The organism is Dietzia sp. SL131 (assembly GCF_026672565.1).
Classification (GTDB): Bacteria; Actinomycetota; Actinomycetes; order Mycobacteriales; family Mycobacteriaceae; genus Dietzia; species Dietzia kunjamensis.
In genome coordinates, this window is the sequence record NZ_JAPPRI010000003.1 from 3219396 (window position 1) to 3239629 (window position 20234).

The window sequence follows — 20234 nt, forward strand, 5'->3', positions numbered from 1 at the left end:
GGCGGAACGACGATCTGTGGATTACGGACCATCGCTCCACAGATCGCGGATCGGGGCTGGTCCGATCAGGGCTCCCGGGACACGATTCTGGCCATGGACTACTTTTTCGGAGACGGCGTCGGGGACCCGACGCAGTGGCAGGGCGAGCCCGACCTCACCCTCGGAACCGGTGCCGCGGACGCGCTGTGGCTGGACTTCGACGGCGACGGATACGCCGACGACGCCCTGTGGGACTCGGACCTCGACGGCGCCGCCGATCGCGTGGTGACCGACGTGGGCACCGGCGCCCAGGCCGCCTACGCCGATGACGGCGGACGCGGCGTGTGGAACGTCTACGCCGGGGGAGCCGGCGCGCTCGCCGCGGGGTCCGTGGGCGGCGGGTCTGTCGCGGGCGGGTCTGTGGGCGGTGGCTCGGTGGGTGGTGGATCAGTTGCCGCCGGTTCGGCGGGCGGTGGGTCTGTCGGCGCGGGGTCGGTGGGGGGCGGCTCCCTCGGCACGGGGTCCGTCGGGGCCGGCTCCCTGGCGGCCGGATCGGTGCTGGCAGGAGCCGAGGGTGCGGGCGCGCTGATGGGCGGTTCGCTGGCCGCGGGGGCGGACGGGCTGGCCGCCGGGTCGGACGCGATGGGCGGCTTGCCGGACTGGGGCGCCCTGCTGTCGGATGCCATCGGCGCGATCCACCACGGGTCGGCCGCTGCAGCGGACTCGGCAAGGTGGTCCACTCCCCCGGTCACGGAACCCGATCCGGTGCCGCCGCCCCCGCCCGTCGCGCACACCCCGGCCCCGGAACCCGCGCCGGTGCAGGGCGGGACCGTTCCCGAACCCGCGGAACCGGTCGTCGAGGACGACGGCTCCATCACCGTCGACACGGGCAGCGGGATGCTGTCCGTGGCGGACATGAACGGCGACGGGCGGCTCGACGCCGCGCTGCCCTTCGAGCCGCCTCACCTGGAGCTCCCGCACATCGACGCGGGCTCGGCTGCCGGATCGCTCGACGTGGGGGTCATCGACGCCGGCGCGCTCGGCGGTGGCTCGGTGGGTGGCGGTTCGGTCGCCGCGGGCTCTGTGGGCGGTGGTTCTGTGGGCGGTGGTTCTGTGGGCGGAGGGTCAGTCGGTGGTGGCTCGGTCGCCGCGGGCTCTGTGGGCGGTGGTTCTGTGGGCGGAGGGTCAGTCGGTGGTGGCTTGGTCGGTGGTGGTTCGGTCGGTGGCGGTTCGATCGCCGCGGGTTCGCTCGGGCTCGGCTCCTGACCGCCTGCGCGCGGCGACGAACGCCGCGATCACCGCGGCGGCGGCGTACAGCGCGGCCGGGACCAGCATCAACGACACCGACCGTCCGTCGGCGGGCACCAACGGCAGGACCGCGACCATCCCCACGACGAACGCCGAGTTGAACAGCGCGTCCTGCAGTGCGAAGACCCCGCCGCGGCGGGCGTCGGGGACGTCGGTCTGCATGGCGTTGTCCGCGACGAGCTTGACCACCTGGGCGCCCAGACCGATCGCCACCGCGCCCACGACCAGTGCCGTCGGGTCGAGGGTCGGGCCGACCGCGAGCTGCGCGACCCCCGACAGCACCGCGCCCGATGCCACGACGACGATCCGCCGCCGACGGGCGATGGCCCAGGGGGTGACGACGGCGGCCAGGCCCATTCCTGCGGCCACCGCCGCCGACATCAGTCCGAATCCACCCATCCCGGCCACGACAGGGCCGCCCACGCCGCCGGACTCGGCGTCGCGCAGTAGCAGGATCGCCAGCATCGTGGTGATCCCGAACGCCGCCCGGCCGAGCGTCACGCCGGTCAGCGACACCCACACGAGGGCCGTGGACCGGGCGGCCCGGACGCCCTCGGCCAATCCACCGGCGAACAGGGACAGCGCATCTAGTGCCACGCCCCGGCCGGGATCAGCGCTGAGCTCGTCGTCGTCGGGTCCCAGGTGCCGGCGCGGCAGCGCCAGGATCGCCCACACCCCCACCAGCGCGGCGACCACGGACGGCACGAGGGTCCACGACACCGCGGCGTCCCCGGCGCCGAGGACGGCCAGGACGGCGAACGCCGCGACCGCGCCGACGGCCGTGATGATCGACCCCACGGTGACCAGAACCGAGTTGGCGCCGGCGAGGATCCGGTCGGGCACCACCTTGGGCATGGCCGCGGTCATGCCGGTGTTGATGAGGCGGCCCAGCCCGATGGCCACGAGCGAGAGCGCGAACAACATCGGCAGGCCCGCCCCCGTGTGCACGGCGCCGGCGGCGACCAGCGCGATGGTCGCGATGATGGCCACCGTCCTGACCAGCGCCGCGACCGCGACGACGACCCGACGATCCCACCGGTCGAGCGCGGCGGCGACGAAGGGTCCGACGACCGAGTACGGCAGCAGCATAACGGCGAACCCGCCGACGATGGCGGCGGGCGTCGTCGCGGACTCGGGGCTGAACAGCACGATTCCGCCCAGCGCGGCCTGATGGATCCCCTCACTGAGCAGGGCGGCCAGGCGCGCCGTGGACAACCGGCCGAGGCCGTCCGACTCCCGCAGTGCGGCCGCCAGTCGTCCGCGCGGGGGGCCGACCGGATCGGCGGACAGTGAGGTCACGCGAATCACCGTAGCGCTCGCCGCACGAGCGGCGACCACCGCGGCGGGACCCGATCGAGGGGACGCGCGTGTGGGTCGTCGGCCACGGGGGCATCATGGGGACATGGACACGGGACCGGACGATCTGGGCGGTGGCGGCCTGTTCGGCGACCGCCTCTACTCCGCGATGGACAAGCGTGACCCCGTCGCCGGTTCGCTGCTCATCGCGGCGCCCGACATGCCCGATCCCAACTTCCAGCGCGCGATCATCTACATGATCGAGCACGACCACTCGGGCTCCCTGGGCGTCGTCATCACCCGCCCGAGCGAGACCGAGGTGGAGTCGATCCTGCCCGCCTGGGCCGAGATCTGCGCTCCCCCGTCCGTCTTCCACATCGGCGGTCCCGTCAAACCCGACACCGGGATCGCACTGGTGGTACTCGGCTCCGGCGTCGACGGTGACCGGTTCGTCGGGCTCCAGCAGATCGAGGGCCGGGTGCACGTGGTGGACCTGGACAGCGACCCCGATCTCCTGCGCGACCACGTCGAAGGGATGCGGGTGTTCGTTGGATACACCGGCTGGGCCCCCGGGCAGCTGCAGGACGAACTCGACCGCGGCGACTGGTACGTCGCCCCCAGCCTGCCCAGCGACCTGCTCGCCCCCGCCCGCGTCGACGTGTGGGGTGCGGTACTGCGGCGTCAGGAGATGCCGCTGCCGCTGTACGCCACCTTCCTGCAGGACGGGGACGTCAACTGACGGCCGGCGCCCCGGATGAGTCTCATTATATGGGAGACTGTTTCTAGTTTGTGGGATCGAGTCTAGGCTCGTGCAGGTGGAGACGGTGAAGCATGAGTCGACCGCGGTGACCCCGCGGCACTGGCTGGTGCTGACGGTCGCCACGTTCGTCGCCGCGTCGGGCTCGGCGTTCGTCGTCGGCGTGGGCTTCCTGCTCCCCCACCTCACGACCGTCGAGGGGCTGTCGCTCTCGCGGGCCGGGGTGCTGGTCGCGATGCCGCTGGTGGGCATGGCCACGGCGCTGATCGCCTGGGGCTGGCTCGTCGACCGGACGAGCGAGAAGCTGGTCCTGGTCTCCGGCTCGGTCGGTGCCGCGCTCGCCCTGGCAGCCGCACTGTTCGTCGACTCGTTCACGTTGCTGGCGATCCTGTTGCTGGTCACCGGCGCCTTCACCGCCTCGGGGAACTCCGCGAGCGGGCGGCTGGTCGTCAGCTGGTTCCCGGCCCACCGCCGCGGGCTCGCCATGGGAGTCCGGCAGATGTCGCAGCCCGCCGGATCCGCGGTCGCGGCCATGACCATGCCGCTGCTCGCGCAGTCGTACGGATTGGCCGCGGCCTTCGCGGTACCCCTGGTCATGGCCGTGGTCTCGGCGGTCGCGGCCCTCGTCGTCGTCACCGACCCGCCTGGCCACCTGGCTGCTCCCCCGTCGGCGCCGAGCGCCGCGGTTCCCAGGGTGACCGGCACGGCGTCAGCGACCCGTCCCCCGGCGGACGGGTCGCCGTACCGCGGCTCGGACTACCTGGCCCGGGTGCACGGCGCGTCGGTGCTCCTCGTCCTGCCGCAGGGCATGCTGCAGGCGTTCCTGCTGGCGTGGCTCGTGCTGGGGCACGGCTGGTCGGCGGTCTCCGCGGGAATCGTGGTGACGGCGAGTCAGGTGCTCGGGGCGGTCGCCAGGATCGTGGCCGGCGCGGTGTCTGACCGCGTCGGGTCGCGGATGAGACCCCTTCGCGCTGTGGCGATCTCGGTCACCGGCGGCCTGGCAGCCCTCGCTGTGGCCGAGGCGCTGGGAGCCCCCGGGGTGGTGGCCGTGACGCTCGGCGTGGTCGCGACCGTCCTTTCGGTGTCCGACAACGGCCTGGCGTTCACCGCCGTCGCCGAGTACGCCGGCCCGCGGTGGAGCGGGCGCGCGCTGGGCGTGCAGAACACCGCGCAGTTCGTGGCGATCGCGGCGTCCACTCCCCTGGTCGCTGCCGTGATCGAGGCGGTCGGCTACTGGCCGGTGTTCGCGGGCGCGGCGGTGGTCGCCGCGGTGGCGATCCAGCTGGTGCCGCGCGCAGACGTCGTGCGGGTCTGACGAGGGGCTGGTGGGTAGTTGTTTGTGAGCCGGTCAGGCTGCACAACTGCCGCAGGCTCGACCGACAAGACCGGAGCGAAAGCCCAGTTCAGGACTCCGACCGGCACGCGTCATTGAAACAACTAGCAAACAACTTCGGCCTGCCAGGGATGTTGGCTTATAGCGTCGGTGCAGTTCAGAGCCTCGTGTGTAGTTGTTCTGAGTTGTTCTGCGTTGTCCTTGGTGGTTCCGACCCCGGTTATGTCACGGTGCCGGTTCCGGAAATGGTTCGCCTCGGTACTGCCCCACCGACCACACGTTGCCCTCCGGGTCGCGGGCGGAGAAGGTGTGATCCCCGTAGTCGGTGTCGTGGAGCTCCATGACGATCTCGGCGGCCGCCGCCCGGGCGCGCTCGTAGACGACATCCGCGTCGGCGGTGACCACGTAGGCCAACCCGGTTCCCGGCGGCATCGCATGGGGATCATCCGGCCCCGGCCGTTGGTCACCGAGCATGATGCCGCCACCCTCGGGCCACAGCAGTTCGGCGTGCACGATGCGGCCGTCCTCGGCATGGGAGACGGTCTCGACGAAACCCAGTGCCTCGACCAACCAGTCGATGACGGCGTGGGCGTCCGAGCACCGGAAGCAGTGCCACACGGTGGGAGCGGGCTGGGTCCCGGGCTGGTGTGCGCTCATGCCCCGAGTCTGCGCCGACCGGCGCGAGCGCGGAAGGGCTCCGACGGGGGTGATGCCAGATCGTGGCTGGCTAGACTGCCCGGCGTGCCGCACGCCCCCTCCACCAGCGCAGAGATCCGCAAGGGTCTTGCCGACTGCTCGACCGTCGGGCTGGGACTCGTCCCGCTCGGTCTGGCGTTCGGGGTGCTGATGACGCAGGCCGGGTTCGACTGGTGGTGGGCACCGGTGTTCTCCATCGTCATCTACGCCGGCTCCATGGAGTTCCTCGCGATCGGCCTGCTCACCGCGGTCACTCCCCTGTACTCGCTGGCCGCCGCGGCGTTCCTGGTGAACTTCCGGCACGTCTTCTACGGGCTGAGCTTCCCGATCGAATCCATCCGCTCTCGGCTCGGCCGACTCTATGCCGTCTACGCCCTCACCGACGAGGTGTACGCGATCACCGCCACCAAGCGGCGCGTGGAGATGACCGGCGCCCGGACGCTGACCATCGCGATCACCTGCCAGTCGCTGTGGGTGGTGCCGGGCATCGTCGGTGCGCTCGTGGGATCGGCGCTGCCCGAGGGACTGGACGGGCTGCAGTTCGCGCTGACCGCCCTGTTCGCGGTGTTGGCCGTGGACGCGTGGCGCTCCTCGGGAGACCTGCCGGCGCCGGTGATCGGCCTGGTCTGCGGCCTGGTCGCGGCGGTGGTCGCGCCCGGTCAGATGCTCATCGTGGGCCTGTGCGCGTTCGTCGTGGTGCTGTTGCTGCGCTATGCCTGGGCCGTGCGTGCCGGGCGGGACGCCTCGTGACCGCCGCGGTGCCCGGGACCGCCTACCTGCTCGCCGGGCTGGGCGTGATGTTCCTCGTGACGCTCGCGCTGCGGGCCGCCCCGTTCCTGGCGCTGACCCGGCTGCGCGATTCCGGTGTCGTCCGCTACCTCGGCCGCACGATGCCCGCCGGCGTGATGGTCGTGCTGGTGGTCTACACCCTGCGGGACACGACCACCGAGCTCGGCTCGTGGGTGCCGGCGGCCGTCGCGTTGGGGCTCACTCTTGCTGTGCACCTCGCGTTTCGACGGGCCGCGGTAAGCATCGTGCTGGGGACGGCGACGTACATGCTGCTGCAGACCATGATGGTGTGAGCCTGCCGGCCCCGCCTGCCGCTCAGTGGACCACCGGGCACGTGCCCAGGTCGACCTTCCACTCGGTCAGGCCGTTGAGCCACCCCGACCGGAGCCGCGTGGGGTCGCCGAGCGCGGTCAGATCCGGGAAGTAGTCGGCGACGGCGTTGAAGATCAGCTCGAGCTGCATCTTCGCGAGGTTGGCGCCGAGGCAGTAGTGCGGGCCCTGGCCGCCGAAGGTGACGTGGGGGTTCGGATCGCGCAGGATGTTGAAGCTGAAGGGGTCGTCGAAGACCTCCTCGTCGAAGTTCGCGGAGCCGTAGCAGATCAGGACGCGGTCGCCCTTCGCGATCGACACGCCTCCGATCTCGGTGTCCTCCATGGCGGTGCGCTGGAACTGGGTGATCGGCGAGGCCCACCGCAGGATCTCGTCGTAGGCGGTCTCGGGCCGCTCGCGCTTGAACAGTTCCCACTGCTCGGGGTGCTCGAGCATGGCGACCATGCCGTGGGTGGTGGCGTTGCGGGTGGTCTCGTTGCCGGCCACGGCCAGGAGGGTGACGAACCAACCGAACTCCTCGGCGGAGAGATGTTCGCCGTCGACGTCGGCCTGGACGAGCTTGGTCACGATGTCGTCGCGCGGGTTGGCGGCGCGGTCCTCGGCCATGGCGTTCGCGTACCCGATGAGCTCCATGGACGCGATGGCGGGAGCGTCAGGGTCGCCGCCAGCGTCGTAGCTGGTCATGATGTTGGACCACTCGAAGATCTTGTGGCGGTCCTCTTGCGGCACGCCCAGTAGGTCGGCGATCGCCTGGAGCGGCAGCTCGGAGGCGATGGCGGTGACGAAGTCGTCGGCGTTCGACTCGGCGGCGGCGGTGACGATCTTGCGTGCCCGGTCGGCGAGCTCGTCGCGCATGCCGGCCACGCCCCGGGGGGTGAACCCGCGGGAGATGATGCGCCGGTGCTTCTTGTGGATCTCGCCGTCCTCGTTGACGAGCATCGACCGCTGGGCCTCGATGATCGATCGGTCGGTTCCCTCGGCGAACCGCGGGATCATCGTGTTCTCGCCGGCGGAGAACACCTCCCCGGTCAGGCGCGAGATCTCCTTGACGTCGGCATGCTTGGTGACCAGCCAGTAGTGGTCGTCGTCGAACCCGTCGGAGCCCGCGCGCTTGTCGACGCGGTGGATCGGTTTGGTTTGCCGGAGCTTGCGCCACTCGTCGTGGGGGAGCCGCTTCTCGAACAGGTCGGGGTCGGTGAAGTCGAAGCCTGCCGGGATGGTGACGTCCATGGTGTCTCCTGGGGCTGGTCGCCCGCCGGGTCCGGCGGGGATGAAACCGTGAATAGTGGTAACTATATACACGTGGCATTATCCTCGAGTGAGATTCTCGACCGCGCTCTGATGTTGGCGGAGCAGATGTCGGGATCGATCGCGCGCGCGGCGGCGAACTACGACCTGACGGTGCCGCGGCTCGAGCTGTTGTTCGTCCTGGGTCTGCAGGGCGAGTGCAAGCAGGTGGAACTCGCCACGTATCTCGACTGCTCGCCGCGCCAGGTGACCGCGCTGGTGGACGGCCTCGTGGCCAGCGGGCACGTGGAGCGCACGATGCCACCGGACGACCGGCGGGTGCGGTTGGTCAACCTGACGGAGAAGTCACGCCGGATCGTGGATGAGGTGGTGACCGCGCGCGTCGGACTCGCCGAGTGGTTGTTCGAAGGATTCGACGACGACGAGCTGCAGGCGTTCGGCGCGGTGTCCGAGAAGCTGGTCTCCCGGATGAGCGGGCGGGCGCTGAGCCGGCTCCCCGAGCAGTGAGTCGAGTTCGGCCGATGGGGCACGCCGGCCGTTGAATCAGATCGGCCGTTGAATCAGGCGGAGCAGGTAGCGCAGCCGGTGTCCGCGCGGGCGTACTCGACGAACCCGCGGGAGAGGTAGTTGGGGACGGCGGCGGGGGAGTCGTCGTCGCAGGTGTGCAGCCACACCCGGCGGCACCCGGGCACGTTCCAGGCGATGCGGCAGACCTCGGAGAGGAACCATCCGCCCAGGCCGCGGCCGGCGAATCGGGGGAGCAGGCCGAAGTAGACGATCTCCACGTCGACGCCGTCGTCCCCGACGCCGCCGGAGTTGTTGAAGACTGGGCCGGTGGTCTCGTCGCAGGGGCTCATGCGGAGTTCGGCGAACCCGACGACCTCGCCGCCCCGGGTCGCTCGCAACGTGCTGACGCACGGGTCGGAGCAGTACGAAGCCCAGTCGCCCTCTGCCCACTCCAACCGATCGATCCAGTTCCAGTCGCCGCCGATCTCGCGGTACATCCGCGAGTTGAACGACGGCTCGGCGGGGAAGACGCGGGAGATGGTCAGCTCCGCACGGCCAGCGGGACGCAGGTGGTCGGCGTCGGTCTGCTGGAAGTAGGTCACGCTGGTCATCGGGTTATTGAAGCACCGCCGCCCTCCCAGACCCAACATTCGCGGGGGGAGGGCGGCGAGGAGATCAGCCACGCGTGGGGCGGAACCTGCGCTGTTCGGCTGACCGCTTGTCGTACCGATTCAGTTGAACGAGATGTGCGGAACACCCGGGATGTTCAGGTCGTTGACGGACCCGGCAGCGGCGTCCTTCGCCTGGTTGAGCGCATCGGTGATTCCGTTCTGCACTCCGACTGCGGCGTGGGGATTGGCTCCGATGGCACCTGCACCTGCACCCAGGGCGGCTGAACCGCCTGCTGCAGCGCCAGTGCCGACCATGCCAGCGATTGCGGTGCCAGCGGTGGCGACTGGGCCGGCCGCCATCGCGGCGCCGACGACAGGTGCTGCGATGGGGCCGAGAGCCATCAGGGCGGAGATGATCATTCCAGAGATGGCGGTGGCTGCTGCGAGCATGAGTAATCTTCTTTCTCTTGGTGGGTGGACCTGACGTGTTCGGCGTCAGGGGATGTTGAGCTGTCTGGGGGCGATTGGCGCCTGGGGGATGATCTCCCCGCGTCCGCCGAGGTCGATGGTGATGGTTTCGGGGGCCGGTGGCGCTGGTGCAGGCGCTGGCGCGGGAGCCGGAGCGGGCGCCGGTGCGGGCCGGTACGGGGCCGGAGCGGCCGGCTGCGCGGGGAACACCGGCGCCCGGACGACCGGCGGCGGAGCTGGCACGACCGGCGCGTGCGCGGCGGCCGGGCGGGCCGGCGACGGCTCGCGTCTCGACGAAGGCAGGCGCTCGCTGCTCACCGGCGCGGTCGAGGTCGCGGAGGTGGAGGACGAAGGTTGCGTCGAGGTAGGGGAGGGTGCGGCTGATGTGAGACCGGACTGCTGCACCGAGGACGCCACCGGCCCAGCCGCTGTGGCTGTCGCCGTTCCCCCGGAGAGCCAAGCTGCTCCCGCTCCCGCCGAAAACCCGAGCAGGGCCAGTCCGGCGAGAACCATGAGCGACATGGATCGGGCGAATGGCGGGCGCGTTGAAGGCATGGGCACCCCTCCTCGAGTTTGTGCCCGTGCGCCAGTCGTCCGGGCGGATGCTGAACCCCTCAGCTCATGCGGCGTGAACATTAAGACTGTGTCGGCGGTGCCTCAACGTTTTCCTCACTAACGAGATCGACTGGCGAATAATCCTGTGGTCTGCTGATATGTCGCCTAACTCGGGGCCTCAGGTGAACCCGCAGGTAACAGCGATCGGTAAGTGAATCGCGGTGACATCACGATTGTATGAGAAGACTCTGATAAGTGATCGAGATAACAGCGGAAGGTAACCCGCACGGATATCGCGTGACCAGTTGCGAGTCGCCCCGAGATCCGTACTGTCGCGGCATGGCTAACGTACTGATGATCATGTCCGCAGCCGACCACTGGACCCTCAAGGACGGGTCGGAGCATCCCACCGGTTTCTGGGCCGAGGAGTTCGTGGCCCCGTACGAGGTGTTCACCGACGCCGGCTGGTCCGTCACCGTCGCGACCCCGGGTGGGCGTGCTCCCACCGTCGACCAGGCCAGCCTCGGCGAAGGCGCCGGCGACCCCGAGACCCTGGACAAGGTGAAGGCCTCGCTCGACCGGCTCGCGCCCGTCCTGAACTCCCCGGCCGACCTGGCCTCCGTCGATCACAACGAGTTCGACGTCGTGTTCTACCCGGGCGGTCACGGTCCCCTGCAGGACCTCGCCGTGGACAAGACCTCCGGTGCGATTCTCGCCGAGCGGGTGACCGCGGAGAAGCCGCTGGCCATGCTGTGCCACGCCCCCGCGGCCGTGCTCGCGGCCTCGGAGGACGCGTCGTCCTCGCCGTTCGCCGGGTACAAGATGACCGGGTTCTCCAACGTCGAGGAGGAGCAGGTCGGGTTGGCCGAGGGGGCGCCCTGGCTGCTCGAGGACAAGCTCGTCGAGCTGGGCGCCGACTACTCCTCGGCCGCCGAGCCGTGGGCCTCGCACGTGGTGGTGGACCGCAACCTGTACACGGGTCAGAACCCCCAGTCCTCGGAGGAGCTCGCCAAGCGGATCGTCTCCGACCTCGGCTGACTCCGTGCCGGTGAGCCACATCGTCGACCGGCACGCCGTCGTCGACGGCCACCGGATCTCGTTCGGCGTGCACGGCGAGGGCGAACCCGTCGTCCGTCTCCACGGAACGCCCTCGTCGTCGTACATCTGGCGCGACGTGGTGCCCGTCCTCACCGGGGCCGGGTACCGCGTCCACGTCTTCGACCTCCTCGGATACGGGCTGTCGGAGCGGCCGCGGGACCCGGGGGTGGATACGTCGATCACCGGGCAGGTCGCCGTCCTCGAGGGGCTGTTGGGGGAGTGGGGACTCGACGCGTTCCACCTGGTGGCCCACGACATCGGCGGCGGGATCGCGCAACGCTTCGGCGTGCAGTCGACCGGGCGCCTGCGGTCCCTGACCCTCATCGACGTGGTGAGTTTCGACAGCTACCCCTCCGAGCGGACCCGGGAACAGATGGCCGACGGGCTTGACGAGCTGGCCCGCACGCCGGACGCCGAGCACCGGGCCCACTTCCGGGACTGGCTGCTGTCGACGCACAGCGACCCGGCGAACTTCGACCCCGCCGCGCTCGACGTGTATGTCGACCTCATCAGCGGGCCGATCGGCCAACCGAGCTTCTTCCGGCACCAGGTCGCGCACTACGACCCGCGCCACACGCTGGAGATCTCCGACCAGCTGGACAGGCTCGGTCGGATCCCGGTGCAGCTGGTCTGGGGCGCCGACGACACCTGGCAGGTCACCGACTGGGCGCACCGCCTCCACGCCGCGATCCCCGGCAGCGAACTGCATCTCATCGAGAACTGTGGCCACTTCGCGCCGGAGGAACGCCCGGCCGAGGTCGCCGCGGCACTCCGGGCATTCCTCGACGCCCACCGGGGCTGACGGGGCCCACGGCGCTCCGGGCCCGAGATCCCGGCCAGACCCGGGACCGCCTCCGCTGCCGGGGCCCGCGTGAGGATTGTGCCCGTGACGCAACCGTCAGAGTCGAAGGTCCGAGGCTGGGCCGCGCTCGCCGTGGTCGCCTACGGCGCCGTGGTGGTGGCGCTGACCATGCTCAAGGCCTTCTTCGTGATCGGGCTACTGTGGCGACCGGAATCCCAGCGCGGCCGCTCGGTCGAATGGGTACCGTTCGCTCAGTTCAGGGGCGCCCAGACCTGGTTCGGCCCACTGTTCGACGCACTCGGCAACCTGGCCTTCTTCGTGCCGCTCGGGGTGCTCCTGTACATCCTGCTGGAGAGCCGGGCCAGGGCGGTCCTCGTCGTCGTCGTCACCGGAGCGGCGATCAGCGCGACGGTCGAGGTCCTCCAGTACGTCCTCGCCCTGGGACACTCCGACGTCACGGACCTGCTGTTCAACACAGCCGGGGCGCTGGTCGGCGCCCTCATAGCGCGCGCCTGCGGCCCGCGCCTCCACCCACTGTGGATCGGTCTCGCGCTCACCACCGCTGCGGTGTTCGCCGTCCTTGTCGTCCTCGGTCCGCGCCTGGGCGACCCCGCCGCAGTAGTGGAGCTGGGGACTGACAGGCCGCCGGCGCGGTGACCCGCGGCGGGCTCGTCACGCCCCCGGAGCCTCCTACGCTCCCGCGCCGCGGTCGGTGTCGGCGTCGGTGCCAGTGTCTGCGGCCCGCCCGTACCGGCCGGCCAGCCACGCGCACACGATCAACTGGATCTGGTGGAACAGCATCAGCGGCAGGACCAGGAGCCCGATCGGCTGGCCGACGAACAGCACGGCCGCCATCGGCAACCCCGTGGCCAGCGACTTCTTGGACCCGCAGAACTGCACGACGCGCTTGTCCCGGTCCTCGAAACCCAGGGCCCGGGAGGCGAGTTCGGTCAGACCCAGCACCACCGCGAGCAGCACGCAGCACGCGACGATCAGCCAGGCCAACTCGCCGACGCCGATCGTCGACCAGATCCCGTCGGCGACCCCGTCGGAGAACGCCGCGTAGACCACCAGCACGATGACGGTCTTGTCGAACAGGGCGATCCGCTTGATCCTGCGGATGACCGGCAGGACCCAGGTCCGCAGGAGCTGGCCCACCACGAACGGCAGGAGCAGCTGCAGGGCGATCGTGCCGACCGAGTCCCACGTGATGACCACGGACCCGTCGGTGGTCATCAGGGCGAAGACCAGCAGGGGAGTGATCACCACACCCAGCAGGTTGGACACCGACGCCGACACCACCGCCGCGCTGACGTGCCCGCGGGCGATCGCGACGAAGGTGATGGACGACTGGACGGTCGACGGGACCAGCGTGAGGAACAGGAACCCGGCGGCCAGGGAGGCGCCGAGCACGGGCGTGAGGAGCCACTGGCCGAGCAGACCGAGGAGCGGGAACAGGAGATACGTCGAGGCGAGCACGACCGAGTGGAGCCGCCAGTGCGTGAGGCCGACCACCAGCTCCCGGGGCTCGAGGCGCGCGCCGTAGAGGAAGAACAGCACGGCGATGCCGATCGTCGTCACCCAGTCGAGCGCGTCGGCCGCGCCACCGGTGGCGGGCAGGAACGCGGCGACCACCACCGCCGCCAGGATCGCCAGGATGAACGGCTCGATCCGGAGACGACGCAGAATGCCCATCCGCCTATTCCACCACCAGGGCGGCGGGGGCCGACCGATAGGCTCGGCACCATGACGGAGCGCAGGCGATGACCGGGCAGGCCGGACAGACCGGACAGGCCCCGGAGGGGTGGCGGCCCAGGGCGTTGCTGGACGGCGAGGAACCGGACCCCCGGTTCACGCTCGCCAACGAGCGCACGTTCCTGGCCTGGATCCGCACCAGCCTCGGGTTGACGGCGGGCGCGGTGGCGATGGAGGCCTTCGCGGGGGACGAGATCCCCGAGATCGTCCGCACGCCGCTGGCCTGCATCCTGCTGGTGCTGGCGGCGGTCCTCGCGATCGTGGCGTTCCGGCGGTGGATCCGGATCGAGGCCTCGATGCGTCACCAGCGGCCGCTGCCCATGCCGCAGGCATCCATCCTGCTGGTGCTGGGGATCTCGATCGGCGCGGTCCTGCTCATCGTGGCGATCCTGGGCGGCACCTTCGCATGAGCACGCCCCGGCAGCGGCGGATCGGCGTGGAGCCGCGGGCGGTGCCGCCCGACGCGGGACTGGCCGCCGAGCGCACCAGCCTGTCGTGGGCCCGGACGTGGGCCGTGGTGGGCGTGAACATCATCCTCATCGCCAAGCTGGTGGCGGAGACGTCGGTGTTCTGGGCGTCGGTGTTCTCGTTGCTCACCGTGGTCCCGCTGCTGGCGCTGCTCCGGGTGCAGCGCCACCACGAGCGGCGGGTCGGGCGGTTCGTCCGCGGGGCCGAGGTGCCGCAGACCCGGGCGGCCCACAACGTCGGTCTGGTGGTGTTGGTCGTCGTGATGGCCACCTGCGGCCTAGTCGCCGTGCTGGTCAGCCTGTCGAACTAGCAGCTGAGAGCGCGTGGCCCGGCCCCGGGCGGGCGAACGTCGATGCCGGTCGGAGAATCTCAGGTGTTCTTGGTCCGCCCGCTCAGGGCGTCCCGGAGGCGGTCGACCATGCCGACGCCGGGCCCCAGGGTCATGTGGAACAGCTCGGAGTGCGGTGAACCGGGATGCGGCCGGGTGGGGGCGATCTTCTTGGCGGCCTCGACCTTGCGGCCCAGGTCGACCAGGTCCTCGGCGGAGATGTGCTTCCGCATCTTGGGGAACTGGTCCGCCTCCTCGTCGTCGGCGTGGTGGTCGAGGAGTTCCTTGAACCGCTTCACGGTGGCGATGAACTCGGCGCTCCCGGCGTCCAGGCCCTCGAGCTCCTTCATCACCTCTTCGAGTTCCTGGTGCTCTTCCTTGTCGTGCTCGACCTCGTCCGCGCCGTCCGGGACCTCGCGCTCGTAGACGGGGTAGACGAACAGTTCCTCGGCCACGGAGTGGCGCACGACCTCGGCGATGGCGGAGTCCGCCAGCGAGCGACGCTCCTCCGGGTCGGCGGTGTCCTCGATCAACTCGAGGAGTCCGACCATCTCGCGGTGGTCGGCGGTGAGGATGTCGACGACGTCCCCGGCGGCTGCGGTGTCGGCCATGAGGCTCTCCTTCGCGGTGTGAGACGGGTGGACCTCTCGACCGTAGAGGCGACCCTGCGCGTCGGCCACCGGACCGACTGCCACGGGACGAGCCGGTGGCCGGTTCGGTGGGGGCTCAGTGGCCGGCTCGCGGCCGGGTCAGGGGCCCGTGCTCTCCGTCTCGCACATGCCCTGCAGGACGCAGGTGCCGCAGCCGCCGGTGACGCCGCAGTCGGCGGCGGGGTCGCCGGGCGTGGAGCCGGCGGGGGAGCAGGAGGCGGCGCCGTCGGGGGAGGAGCCCGCGTCACCGCAGGTGGAGGCGTCGGAGGCGGCGGGGTCGGGTGCGCCGGCGGAGTGGCCGCCGCAGCCGTCGGGGCCGCAGCCACAGCCGCCCTGGTCGCCGGATGTGGCGTCCCATCTGGCCGCCGCGCGTGCCCCGGCGAGGCCGGCGACGCTGAGCAGGGCGAGGGAGGCGACGAGGGAGACGACGACGACGAGGCCGCCGACCCATCCGCCGATCAGTCCCAGGGCGAGCGCACCGAGCAACAGGACGAGACCGGAGCCGAGGAACGAGGGTGCGGCGGCGCGGTTGGCGAGCTCCCAGGCCTCGGGGGAGCGGCGGGTCTCCGGGGTGCGTACGCCCAGGACGCCGTTGCCGGGCAGTCTGCCGACGAGCGCCGCGACACCCGTGCCCGCGAGCACGAGGGCGAGCCCCACGAGGAGCACCATGACCACCACGAGCACTGCGTTCACGCCACCGAGGGTACGCCCGCGACGTCGGATCTCCGATTCGCCTCAGCCCCGCCGGGACCCCGGACCAGGGCGAGCAGCCGGGCGAGTTCGCGCTTGTCCTTCGCGCTGAGGCGGTCGAGGAACTCCCGCCGCACCGTGGCGACGTGATCGGTCGCGGCCTTCTCGATCTCGGCCATGCCCTCGTCGGTGGTGGACACGAACGCCCCGCGGCCGTCGTCGGGGCAGCTGGTGCGCTCCACGAGTCCGCGCTTGACCATCCGGGTGACCTGGTGGGACAGGCGGCTGCGTTCCCACTGCAACGCGTCGGCGAGCGCGGTCATCCGCAGCGGGCCGTCGGCCTCGCTGAGGTAGACCAACACCTCGAACTCGGGCTCCGTGAGGCTCGACGAGGTCTTGAGGTCGCGCTGGATCTCCAGGTGCAGGCGCCCCTGGATGGCGAGGTAGTCACGCCACAGCGCCTTCTCCTCGTCGTCCAACCATCGCACGTCCTGACCCGGAACCTGTTCAGCCATGCACCCAGCGTACCCGGTTAGTTGACACAACACATAGGGCCCGGCAAGGAATGTGTGTCACATCATCTACTGAGGGAGTCGCATGCCGACCACGACCGCCACCACTCACCCAGGCGGTGGCCGTCCTCGTCGTCGTCATGGTCGGTGCCTACGCCTACGTCCACAAGGCCGCCGGCATCTACGCCGCCGACGGTGGCTGGGAGCTCGTCGCCGTGATCGGCCTGACCGTCGCCGTGTTCGGTCTGGTCGGCACCGGACGCTACAGCCTCGACGCCCTCATCGCCGGGCGTCGCGCCGCCAGGGGCTGATCAGCCCCGCCCTCGGCCGACGGGGCGGTGCCCGCACGCTGACGCGGCCCGACCCGCCCCAGGGTTTAGGCTGGACACCGCCTGCGTGTGGGCACCGGCGATACCAGGGAGAGCAGACAACCGTGAGCAGCAGCGACCAGACCGTCACCGGCGTGCAGTCCGAGACCGGACCGCAGTCCGACACCGGACCGGCCCACCGCTACGGAGCCGGGTTGGCCGGGGAGATCGAGTCGCGCTGGCAGACCGAATGGGCCGAGCGCGGCACGTTCGAGGCCCCGAACCCCGTCGGCCCCCTCGCCGACCCGGACGGCGCCGCCCCGCCCGAGGACAAGCTCTTCGTCCAGGACATGTTCCCCTACCCGTCGGGCGCCGGCCTGCACGTCGGCCACCCGCTCGGCTACATCGCCACGGACGTCTTCGCCCGCTACAACCGCATGCTCGGCACCAACGTCCTGCACACCCTGGGCTACGACGCCTTCGGCCTGCCCGCCGAGCAGTACGCCGTCCAGACCGGTCAGCACCCGCGCGTGACCACCGAGGCCAACATCGCCAACATGGAGCGCCAGCTCGGCCGCCTCGGCCTGGGCCACGACCGCCGCCGCGTGTTCGCCACCACCGACACCGACTTCTACCGCTGGACCCAGTGGATCTTCCTGCAGATCCACGGCTCCTGGTACGACCCCGAGGCCCCCGCCCGCGCGATCGACGGCGGCGAGCACCCCACCCGCACCGGCCGCGCCCGGCCCATCGCGGAGCTGGTCGAGCAGTTCGTCTCCGGTTCCCGCCCCCTGCCGGGCGAGTACGCCGGCCGCGACTGGGCCGAGCTCTCACGCGCCGAGCAGGAGAAGGTCCTCGACGCCCACCGGCTGGTGTACCTCTCCGACTCCACGGTCAACTGGTGCCCCGGGCTGGGCACCGTCCTGGCCAACGAGGAGGTCACCGCCGAGGGCCGCTCCGAGCGCGGCAACTTCCCCGTCTTCCGCAAGAACCTGAGCCAGTGGATGATGCGGATCACCGCCTACGCCGACCGGCTGGTCGACGATCTCGACCGCCTCGACTGGACCGACAAGGTCAAGTCCATGCAGCGCAACTGGATCGGCCGCTCGCAGGGCGCCCGCGTCCGCTTCGCCGTGGCGGACCAGTCCATCGAGGTGTTCACCACCCGCCCCGACACCCTCTTCGGCGCCACCTACATGGTCCTGTCGCCCGAGCATCCGCTGGTCGACGAGCTGGCCGGCCCGTTCTGGCCGGAGACCGGCGCGGGCGGTGCGGGCGCCGGGGGCGGGCTCGACGAGCGCTGGACCGGCGGCCACTCCTCGCCCGCCGAGGCCGTGATGGAGTATCGCCGGCGCGCAGCGCAGAAGACCGACCTGGAACGCCAGGAGAACAAGGAGAAGACCGGCGTCTTCCTCGGCGCCCACGCCATCAACCCGGTCAACGGCGAGCAGATCCCCGTGTTCGTCGCCGACTACGTGCTCATGGGCTACGGCACCGGCGCGATCATGGCCGTGCCCGGCCACGACGCTCGCGACCACGAGTTCGCAGGAGCCTTCGGACTGCCCATCGTGCAGGTCGTGGCGCCGGCGGACGGCTCGGAGATCGACGTGCAGGCCGAGGCCTTCACCGGCGACGGCGTGGCCGTGAACTCCACCAACTCCGGCGGGCTGGTGCTCGACGGGCTGGCCGTGGACGAGGCCAAGGCCGCCACCATCGCGTGGCTCGAGGGCCAGGGCACCGGCGAGGGCACCATCCAGTACAAGCTGCGCGACTGGCTGTTCGCCCGCCAGCGCTACTGGGGCGAGCCGTTCCCGGTGGTCTACGACTCCGACGGTGTGCCCCACGCCCTGCCCGACGAGCTGCTGCCCGTCGAGCTGCCCGAGGTCGAGGACTACAAGCCCGTCTCGTTCGACCCCGACGACGCCGACTCCGTGCCGTCCCCGCCGCTGGCCAAGGCCACCGACTGGATGACCGTCGAGCTCGACCTCGGGGACGGCCTGCAGACCTACACCCGCGACGCCAACGTCATGCCCAACTGGGCCGGCTCGAGCTGGTACCAGCTGCGCTACATCGACCCCACCAACTCCGAGCAGCTGTGCGCACTGGAGAACGAGCGCTACTGGACCGGGCCCCGGCCCGAGACCCACGGCGCGAACGACCCGGGCGGCGTCGACCTCTACGTCGGCGGCGTCGAGCACGCCGTGCTGCACCTGCTCTACTCCCGCTTCTGGCACAAGGTGCTGTTTGACCTTGGCCACGTCACCAGCGAGGAGCCCTACCGACGCCTGTACAACCAGGGCTACATCCAGGCCTTCGCCTACACCGACGCCCGTGGCGTCTACGTGCCGGCGGCCGAGGTGACCGAGCGCGACGGGAAGTTCTACTGGACCGACCCCGCTGCCGGGGACGGCGGCGCCGAGGTCGAGGTCACCCAGGAGTACGGGAAGATGGGCAAGTCGCTCAAGAACTCCGTCTCCCCGGACGAGATCTGCGACTCCTACGGCGCCGACACCCTGCGCGTATACGAGATGTCCATGGGCCCGCTCGACACCTCCCGGCCCTGGGCCACCAAGGACGTCGTGGGCGCGCACCGCTTCCTGCAGCGGCTGTGGCGCGTGGTGATCGACGAGAACACCGGCGAGGTCCGCGTCACCGACACCGAGTCGGCGGGCGGCGCGCCGGGTGAGGACGTGCTCAAGGCGCTGCACAAGACCATCGCCGGGGTCCGCGACGACTTCGCCGGCCTGCGCGACAACACCGCGATCGCCAAGCTCATCGAGTACGTCAACACCCTGACCAAGACGTACCCGACCGAGGGGCCGGGCGCGCCGCGCTCGGTCGTCGAGCCGCTGGTGCTCATGGTGGCGCCCGTCGCCCCGCACCTGGCCGAGGAACTGTGGTCGCGGCTCGGGCACACCGGGTCGCTCGCCCACGGGCCGTTCCCCGAGCACGACGAGTCCTACCTGGTCGAGGACTCCGTCGAGTACCCGGTGCAGATCAAGGGCAAGGTGCGCTCGCGCATCACCGTTCCCGCCGACGCCACGCCCGCTGATGTCGAGGCCGCGGCCCTGGCAGATGCCAAGGTGCAGGAGAACCTCGCCGGCGCGGCGCCCAGGAAGGTCATCGTGGTGCCGGGCAAGATGGTCAACATCGTCCCCTGAGGGCTGGGCGATGCGGCTGGCTTGTCCGACCTGGCCCCGGCCCGGCCCCGAATCCGCTACCCGGATTCCGGATTCGCTATTCCCGTGCGGGTAGCCGATCCGGAATCCGGATAGCGGCTTTTGTGCGTGGGCGAGGTCTTTAGGGAAGTGGCCGCCCTCAGCCGGCCCGGACGAACACCGCCGAAGAGGAGACGATGAGGTACGCAGTGGTGACCATCCACATCGCGTAGGTCGCGAACAGCCACGGCCGCCACCGGACGCGCTGCTTCCACCGCCGGTAGGTCGTCACGCCCGCCGTCACCGCCAGGATGACCGACAGCAGCAGCGGCAGGACGACCACCTCGACGCGGTCGGCGGTCATACACAGCGCCCCCTCGTCCGTGCACTCCTCGTCAATCCCGCCCTCCAGCATCACGATCACGGTCGCCATGACCACGATCGCGACGATCGACAGCAGTACGTACCGAAAGGCCTGGTTGGCCTGCCGCTCGTTCCGCTCGAGGCGTTCGAGCGGGTCGTCGAAGTCCCCGTGGGCGCTGTGGTCCCCGCCGTCGCTGCGGTTCCCGTGGTCGCCGGACGTCATCC

Annotated in this window: 23 protein-coding genes; 13 read left to right on the forward strand and 10 right to left on the reverse strand. The window is 70.7% G+C overall.

Translation table 11 applies throughout. The annotated features are described in order from the left end of the window. Positions 1 to 93: 93 nt before the first annotated feature. Positions 94 to 1245 (forward strand): hypothetical protein, encoded by a 1152-nt coding sequence (locus tag OVA21_RS16070; protein ID WP_268092841.1) that lies wholly within the window; start codon positions 94 to 96, stop codon positions 1243 to 1245. On the opposite strand, the gene OVA21_RS16075 is transcribed toward OVA21_RS16070, so the two are convergent. Next, positions 1165 to 2586: an MFS transporter gene (locus OVA21_RS16075; protein WP_268092842.1), complete on the reverse strand. Its 1422-nt coding sequence runs from the start codon at positions 2584 to 2586 to the stop codon at positions 1165 to 1167. The two genes, OVA21_RS16070 and OVA21_RS16075, sit on opposite strands and share 81 nt — an antisense overlap. Before the next feature lie 103 nt (positions 2587 to 2689). On the opposite strand from OVA21_RS16075, the gene OVA21_RS16080 reads away from it, so the two are divergent. Together OVA21_RS16080 and OVA21_RS16085 are read left to right on the forward strand one after the other, a co-directional pair. Next, the gene (locus OVA21_RS16080) at positions 2690 to 3322 is read left to right on the forward strand and encodes a YqgE/AlgH family protein (RefSeq protein WP_067720162.1); all 633 of its coding nucleotides are present in this window, start codon (positions 2690 to 2692) and stop codon (positions 3320 to 3322) included. Positions 3323 to 3398: 76 nt separating this feature from the next. After that, a complete protein-coding gene (locus tag OVA21_RS16085) occupies positions 3399 to 4655 on the forward strand; it encodes an MFS transporter (protein ID WP_268092843.1) in 1257 nt (418 codons plus the stop codon). Between the two features lie 243 nt (positions 4656 to 4898). On the opposite strand, the gene OVA21_RS16090 is transcribed toward OVA21_RS16085, so the two are convergent. Next, positions 4899 to 5330, reverse strand: coding sequence for a VOC family protein (locus OVA21_RS16090; protein WP_268092844.1), 432 nt, complete (start codon positions 5328 to 5330; stop codon positions 4899 to 4901). A gap of 84 nt (positions 5331 to 5414) precedes the next feature. Between OVA21_RS16090 and OVA21_RS16095 the strand changes: the two genes are divergently transcribed. Beyond that, positions 5415 to 6119, forward strand: a complete 705-nt coding sequence (locus OVA21_RS16095; protein WP_067720156.1) for an AzlC family ABC transporter permease — start codon at positions 5415 to 5417, stop codon at positions 6117 to 6119. Then, positions 6116 to 6451, forward strand: a complete 336-nt coding sequence (locus OVA21_RS16100) for a branched-chain amino acid transporter permease (protein ID WP_268092845.1) — start codon at positions 6116 to 6118, stop codon at positions 6449 to 6451. The genes OVA21_RS16095 and OVA21_RS16100 overlap by 4 nt, the downstream gene beginning before the upstream one ends. Before the next feature lie 22 nt (positions 6452 to 6473). On the opposite strand, the gene OVA21_RS16105 is transcribed toward OVA21_RS16100, so the two are convergent. Continuing rightward, positions 6474 to 7718 carry a cytochrome P450 gene (locus OVA21_RS16105; protein WP_268092846.1) on the reverse strand — a complete coding sequence of 415 codons (1245 nt, stop codon included), beginning with the start codon at positions 7716 to 7718 and terminating at the stop codon, positions 6474 to 6476. Positions 7719 to 7790: 72 nt separating this feature from the next. On the opposite strand from OVA21_RS16105, the gene OVA21_RS16110 reads away from it, so the two are divergent. Beyond that, positions 7791 to 8243, forward strand: coding sequence for a MarR family winged helix-turn-helix transcriptional regulator (locus OVA21_RS16110; RefSeq protein WP_235027764.1), 453 nt, complete (start codon positions 7791 to 7793; stop codon positions 8241 to 8243). 53 nt (positions 8244 to 8296) lie between these two features. Here the strand turns inward: OVA21_RS16110 and OVA21_RS16115 are convergent, their stop codons facing one another. Next, on the reverse strand, positions 8297 to 8854 hold the full coding sequence (locus tag OVA21_RS16115; protein WP_096906401.1) for a GNAT family N-acetyltransferase: 558 nt from the start codon (positions 8852 to 8854) through the stop codon (positions 8297 to 8299). A gap of 120 nt (positions 8855 to 8974) precedes the next feature. After that, positions 8975 to 9304, reverse strand: coding sequence for a hypothetical protein (locus OVA21_RS16120; protein ID WP_259820800.1), 330 nt, complete (start codon positions 9302 to 9304; stop codon positions 8975 to 8977). A 912-nt stretch (positions 9305 to 10216) separates the two neighbouring features. Between OVA21_RS16120 and OVA21_RS16125 the strand changes: the two genes are divergently transcribed. The 3 genes from OVA21_RS16125 to OVA21_RS16135 all read left to right on the forward strand — a co-directional run bounded on the left by OVA21_RS16125 (position 10217) and on the right by OVA21_RS16135 (position 12434). After that, the gene (locus OVA21_RS16125; RefSeq protein ID WP_096906399.1) at positions 10217 to 10915 is read left to right on the forward strand and encodes a type 1 glutamine amidotransferase domain-containing protein; all 699 of its coding nucleotides are present in this window, start codon (positions 10217 to 10219) and stop codon (positions 10913 to 10915) included. Between the two features lie 10 nt (positions 10916 to 10925). Continuing rightward, complete coding sequence (locus tag OVA21_RS16130; protein ID WP_268092847.1) at positions 10926 to 11777, forward strand: alpha/beta fold hydrolase; 852 nt, start codon at positions 10926 to 10928, stop codon at positions 11775 to 11777. A gap of 84 nt (positions 11778 to 11861) precedes the next feature. Then, positions 11862 to 12434, forward strand: coding sequence for a VanZ family protein (locus OVA21_RS16135; RefSeq protein WP_268092848.1), 573 nt, complete (start codon positions 11862 to 11864; stop codon positions 12432 to 12434). Between the two features lie 33 nt (positions 12435 to 12467). On the opposite strand, the gene OVA21_RS16140 is transcribed toward OVA21_RS16135, so the two are convergent. After that, the gene (locus tag OVA21_RS16140) at positions 12468 to 13472 is read right to left on the reverse strand and encodes a bile acid:sodium symporter family protein (protein WP_096906398.1); all 1005 of its coding nucleotides are present in this window, start codon (positions 13470 to 13472) and stop codon (positions 12468 to 12470) included. A 68-nt stretch (positions 13473 to 13540) separates the two neighbouring features. Between OVA21_RS16140 and OVA21_RS16145 the strand changes: the two genes are divergently transcribed. Together OVA21_RS16145 and OVA21_RS16150 are read left to right on the forward strand one after the other, a co-directional pair. After that, complete coding sequence (locus OVA21_RS16145; protein WP_268092849.1) at positions 13541 to 13942, forward strand: YidH family protein; 402 nt, start codon at positions 13541 to 13543, stop codon at positions 13940 to 13942. After that, the gene (locus OVA21_RS16150; RefSeq protein WP_096906396.1) at positions 13939 to 14310 is read left to right on the forward strand and encodes a DUF202 domain-containing protein; all 372 of its coding nucleotides are present in this window, start codon (positions 13939 to 13941) and stop codon (positions 14308 to 14310) included. Before OVA21_RS16145 ends, OVA21_RS16150 begins: the two co-directional genes overlap by 4 nt. Before the next feature lie 59 nt (positions 14311 to 14369). Here OVA21_RS16150 and OVA21_RS16155 read toward each other — a convergent pair whose 3' ends face one another. The 3 genes from OVA21_RS16155 to OVA21_RS16165 form a co-directional block, all read right to left on the reverse strand. Further along, positions 14370 to 14939, reverse strand: a complete 570-nt coding sequence (locus OVA21_RS16155; RefSeq protein ID WP_268092850.1) for a hemerythrin domain-containing protein — start codon at positions 14937 to 14939, stop codon at positions 14370 to 14372. Positions 14940 to 15077: 138 nt separating this feature from the next. Then, the gene (locus OVA21_RS16160; protein ID WP_096906395.1) at positions 15078 to 15671 is read right to left on the reverse strand and encodes an SdpI family protein; all 594 of its coding nucleotides are present in this window, start codon (positions 15669 to 15671) and stop codon (positions 15078 to 15080) included. Beyond that, complete coding sequence (locus tag OVA21_RS16165; protein ID WP_268092851.1) at positions 15668 to 16183, reverse strand: MarR family winged helix-turn-helix transcriptional regulator; 516 nt, start codon at positions 16181 to 16183, stop codon at positions 15668 to 15670. Before OVA21_RS16165 ends, OVA21_RS16160 begins: the two co-directional genes overlap by 4 nt. 116 nt (positions 16184 to 16299) lie before the next feature. On the opposite strand from OVA21_RS16165, the gene OVA21_RS16170 reads away from it, so the two are divergent. Beyond that, positions 16300 to 16491: a hypothetical protein gene (locus tag OVA21_RS16170; RefSeq protein WP_268092852.1), complete on the forward strand. Its 192-nt coding sequence runs from the start codon at positions 16300 to 16302 to the stop codon at positions 16489 to 16491. A gap of 122 nt (positions 16492 to 16613) precedes the next feature. Continuing rightward, on the forward strand, positions 16614 to 19649 hold the full coding sequence (locus OVA21_RS16175) for a leucine--tRNA ligase (RefSeq protein ID WP_268092853.1): 3036 nt from the start codon (positions 16614 to 16616) through the stop codon (positions 19647 to 19649). Positions 19650 to 19806: 157 nt separating this feature from the next. Here OVA21_RS16175 and OVA21_RS16180 read toward each other — a convergent pair whose 3' ends face one another. Next, a complete protein-coding gene (locus tag OVA21_RS16180) occupies positions 19807 to 20232 on the reverse strand; it encodes a hypothetical protein (protein WP_268092854.1) in 426 nt (141 codons plus the stop codon). Between the last annotated feature and the right edge of the window lie 2 nt (positions 20233 to 20234).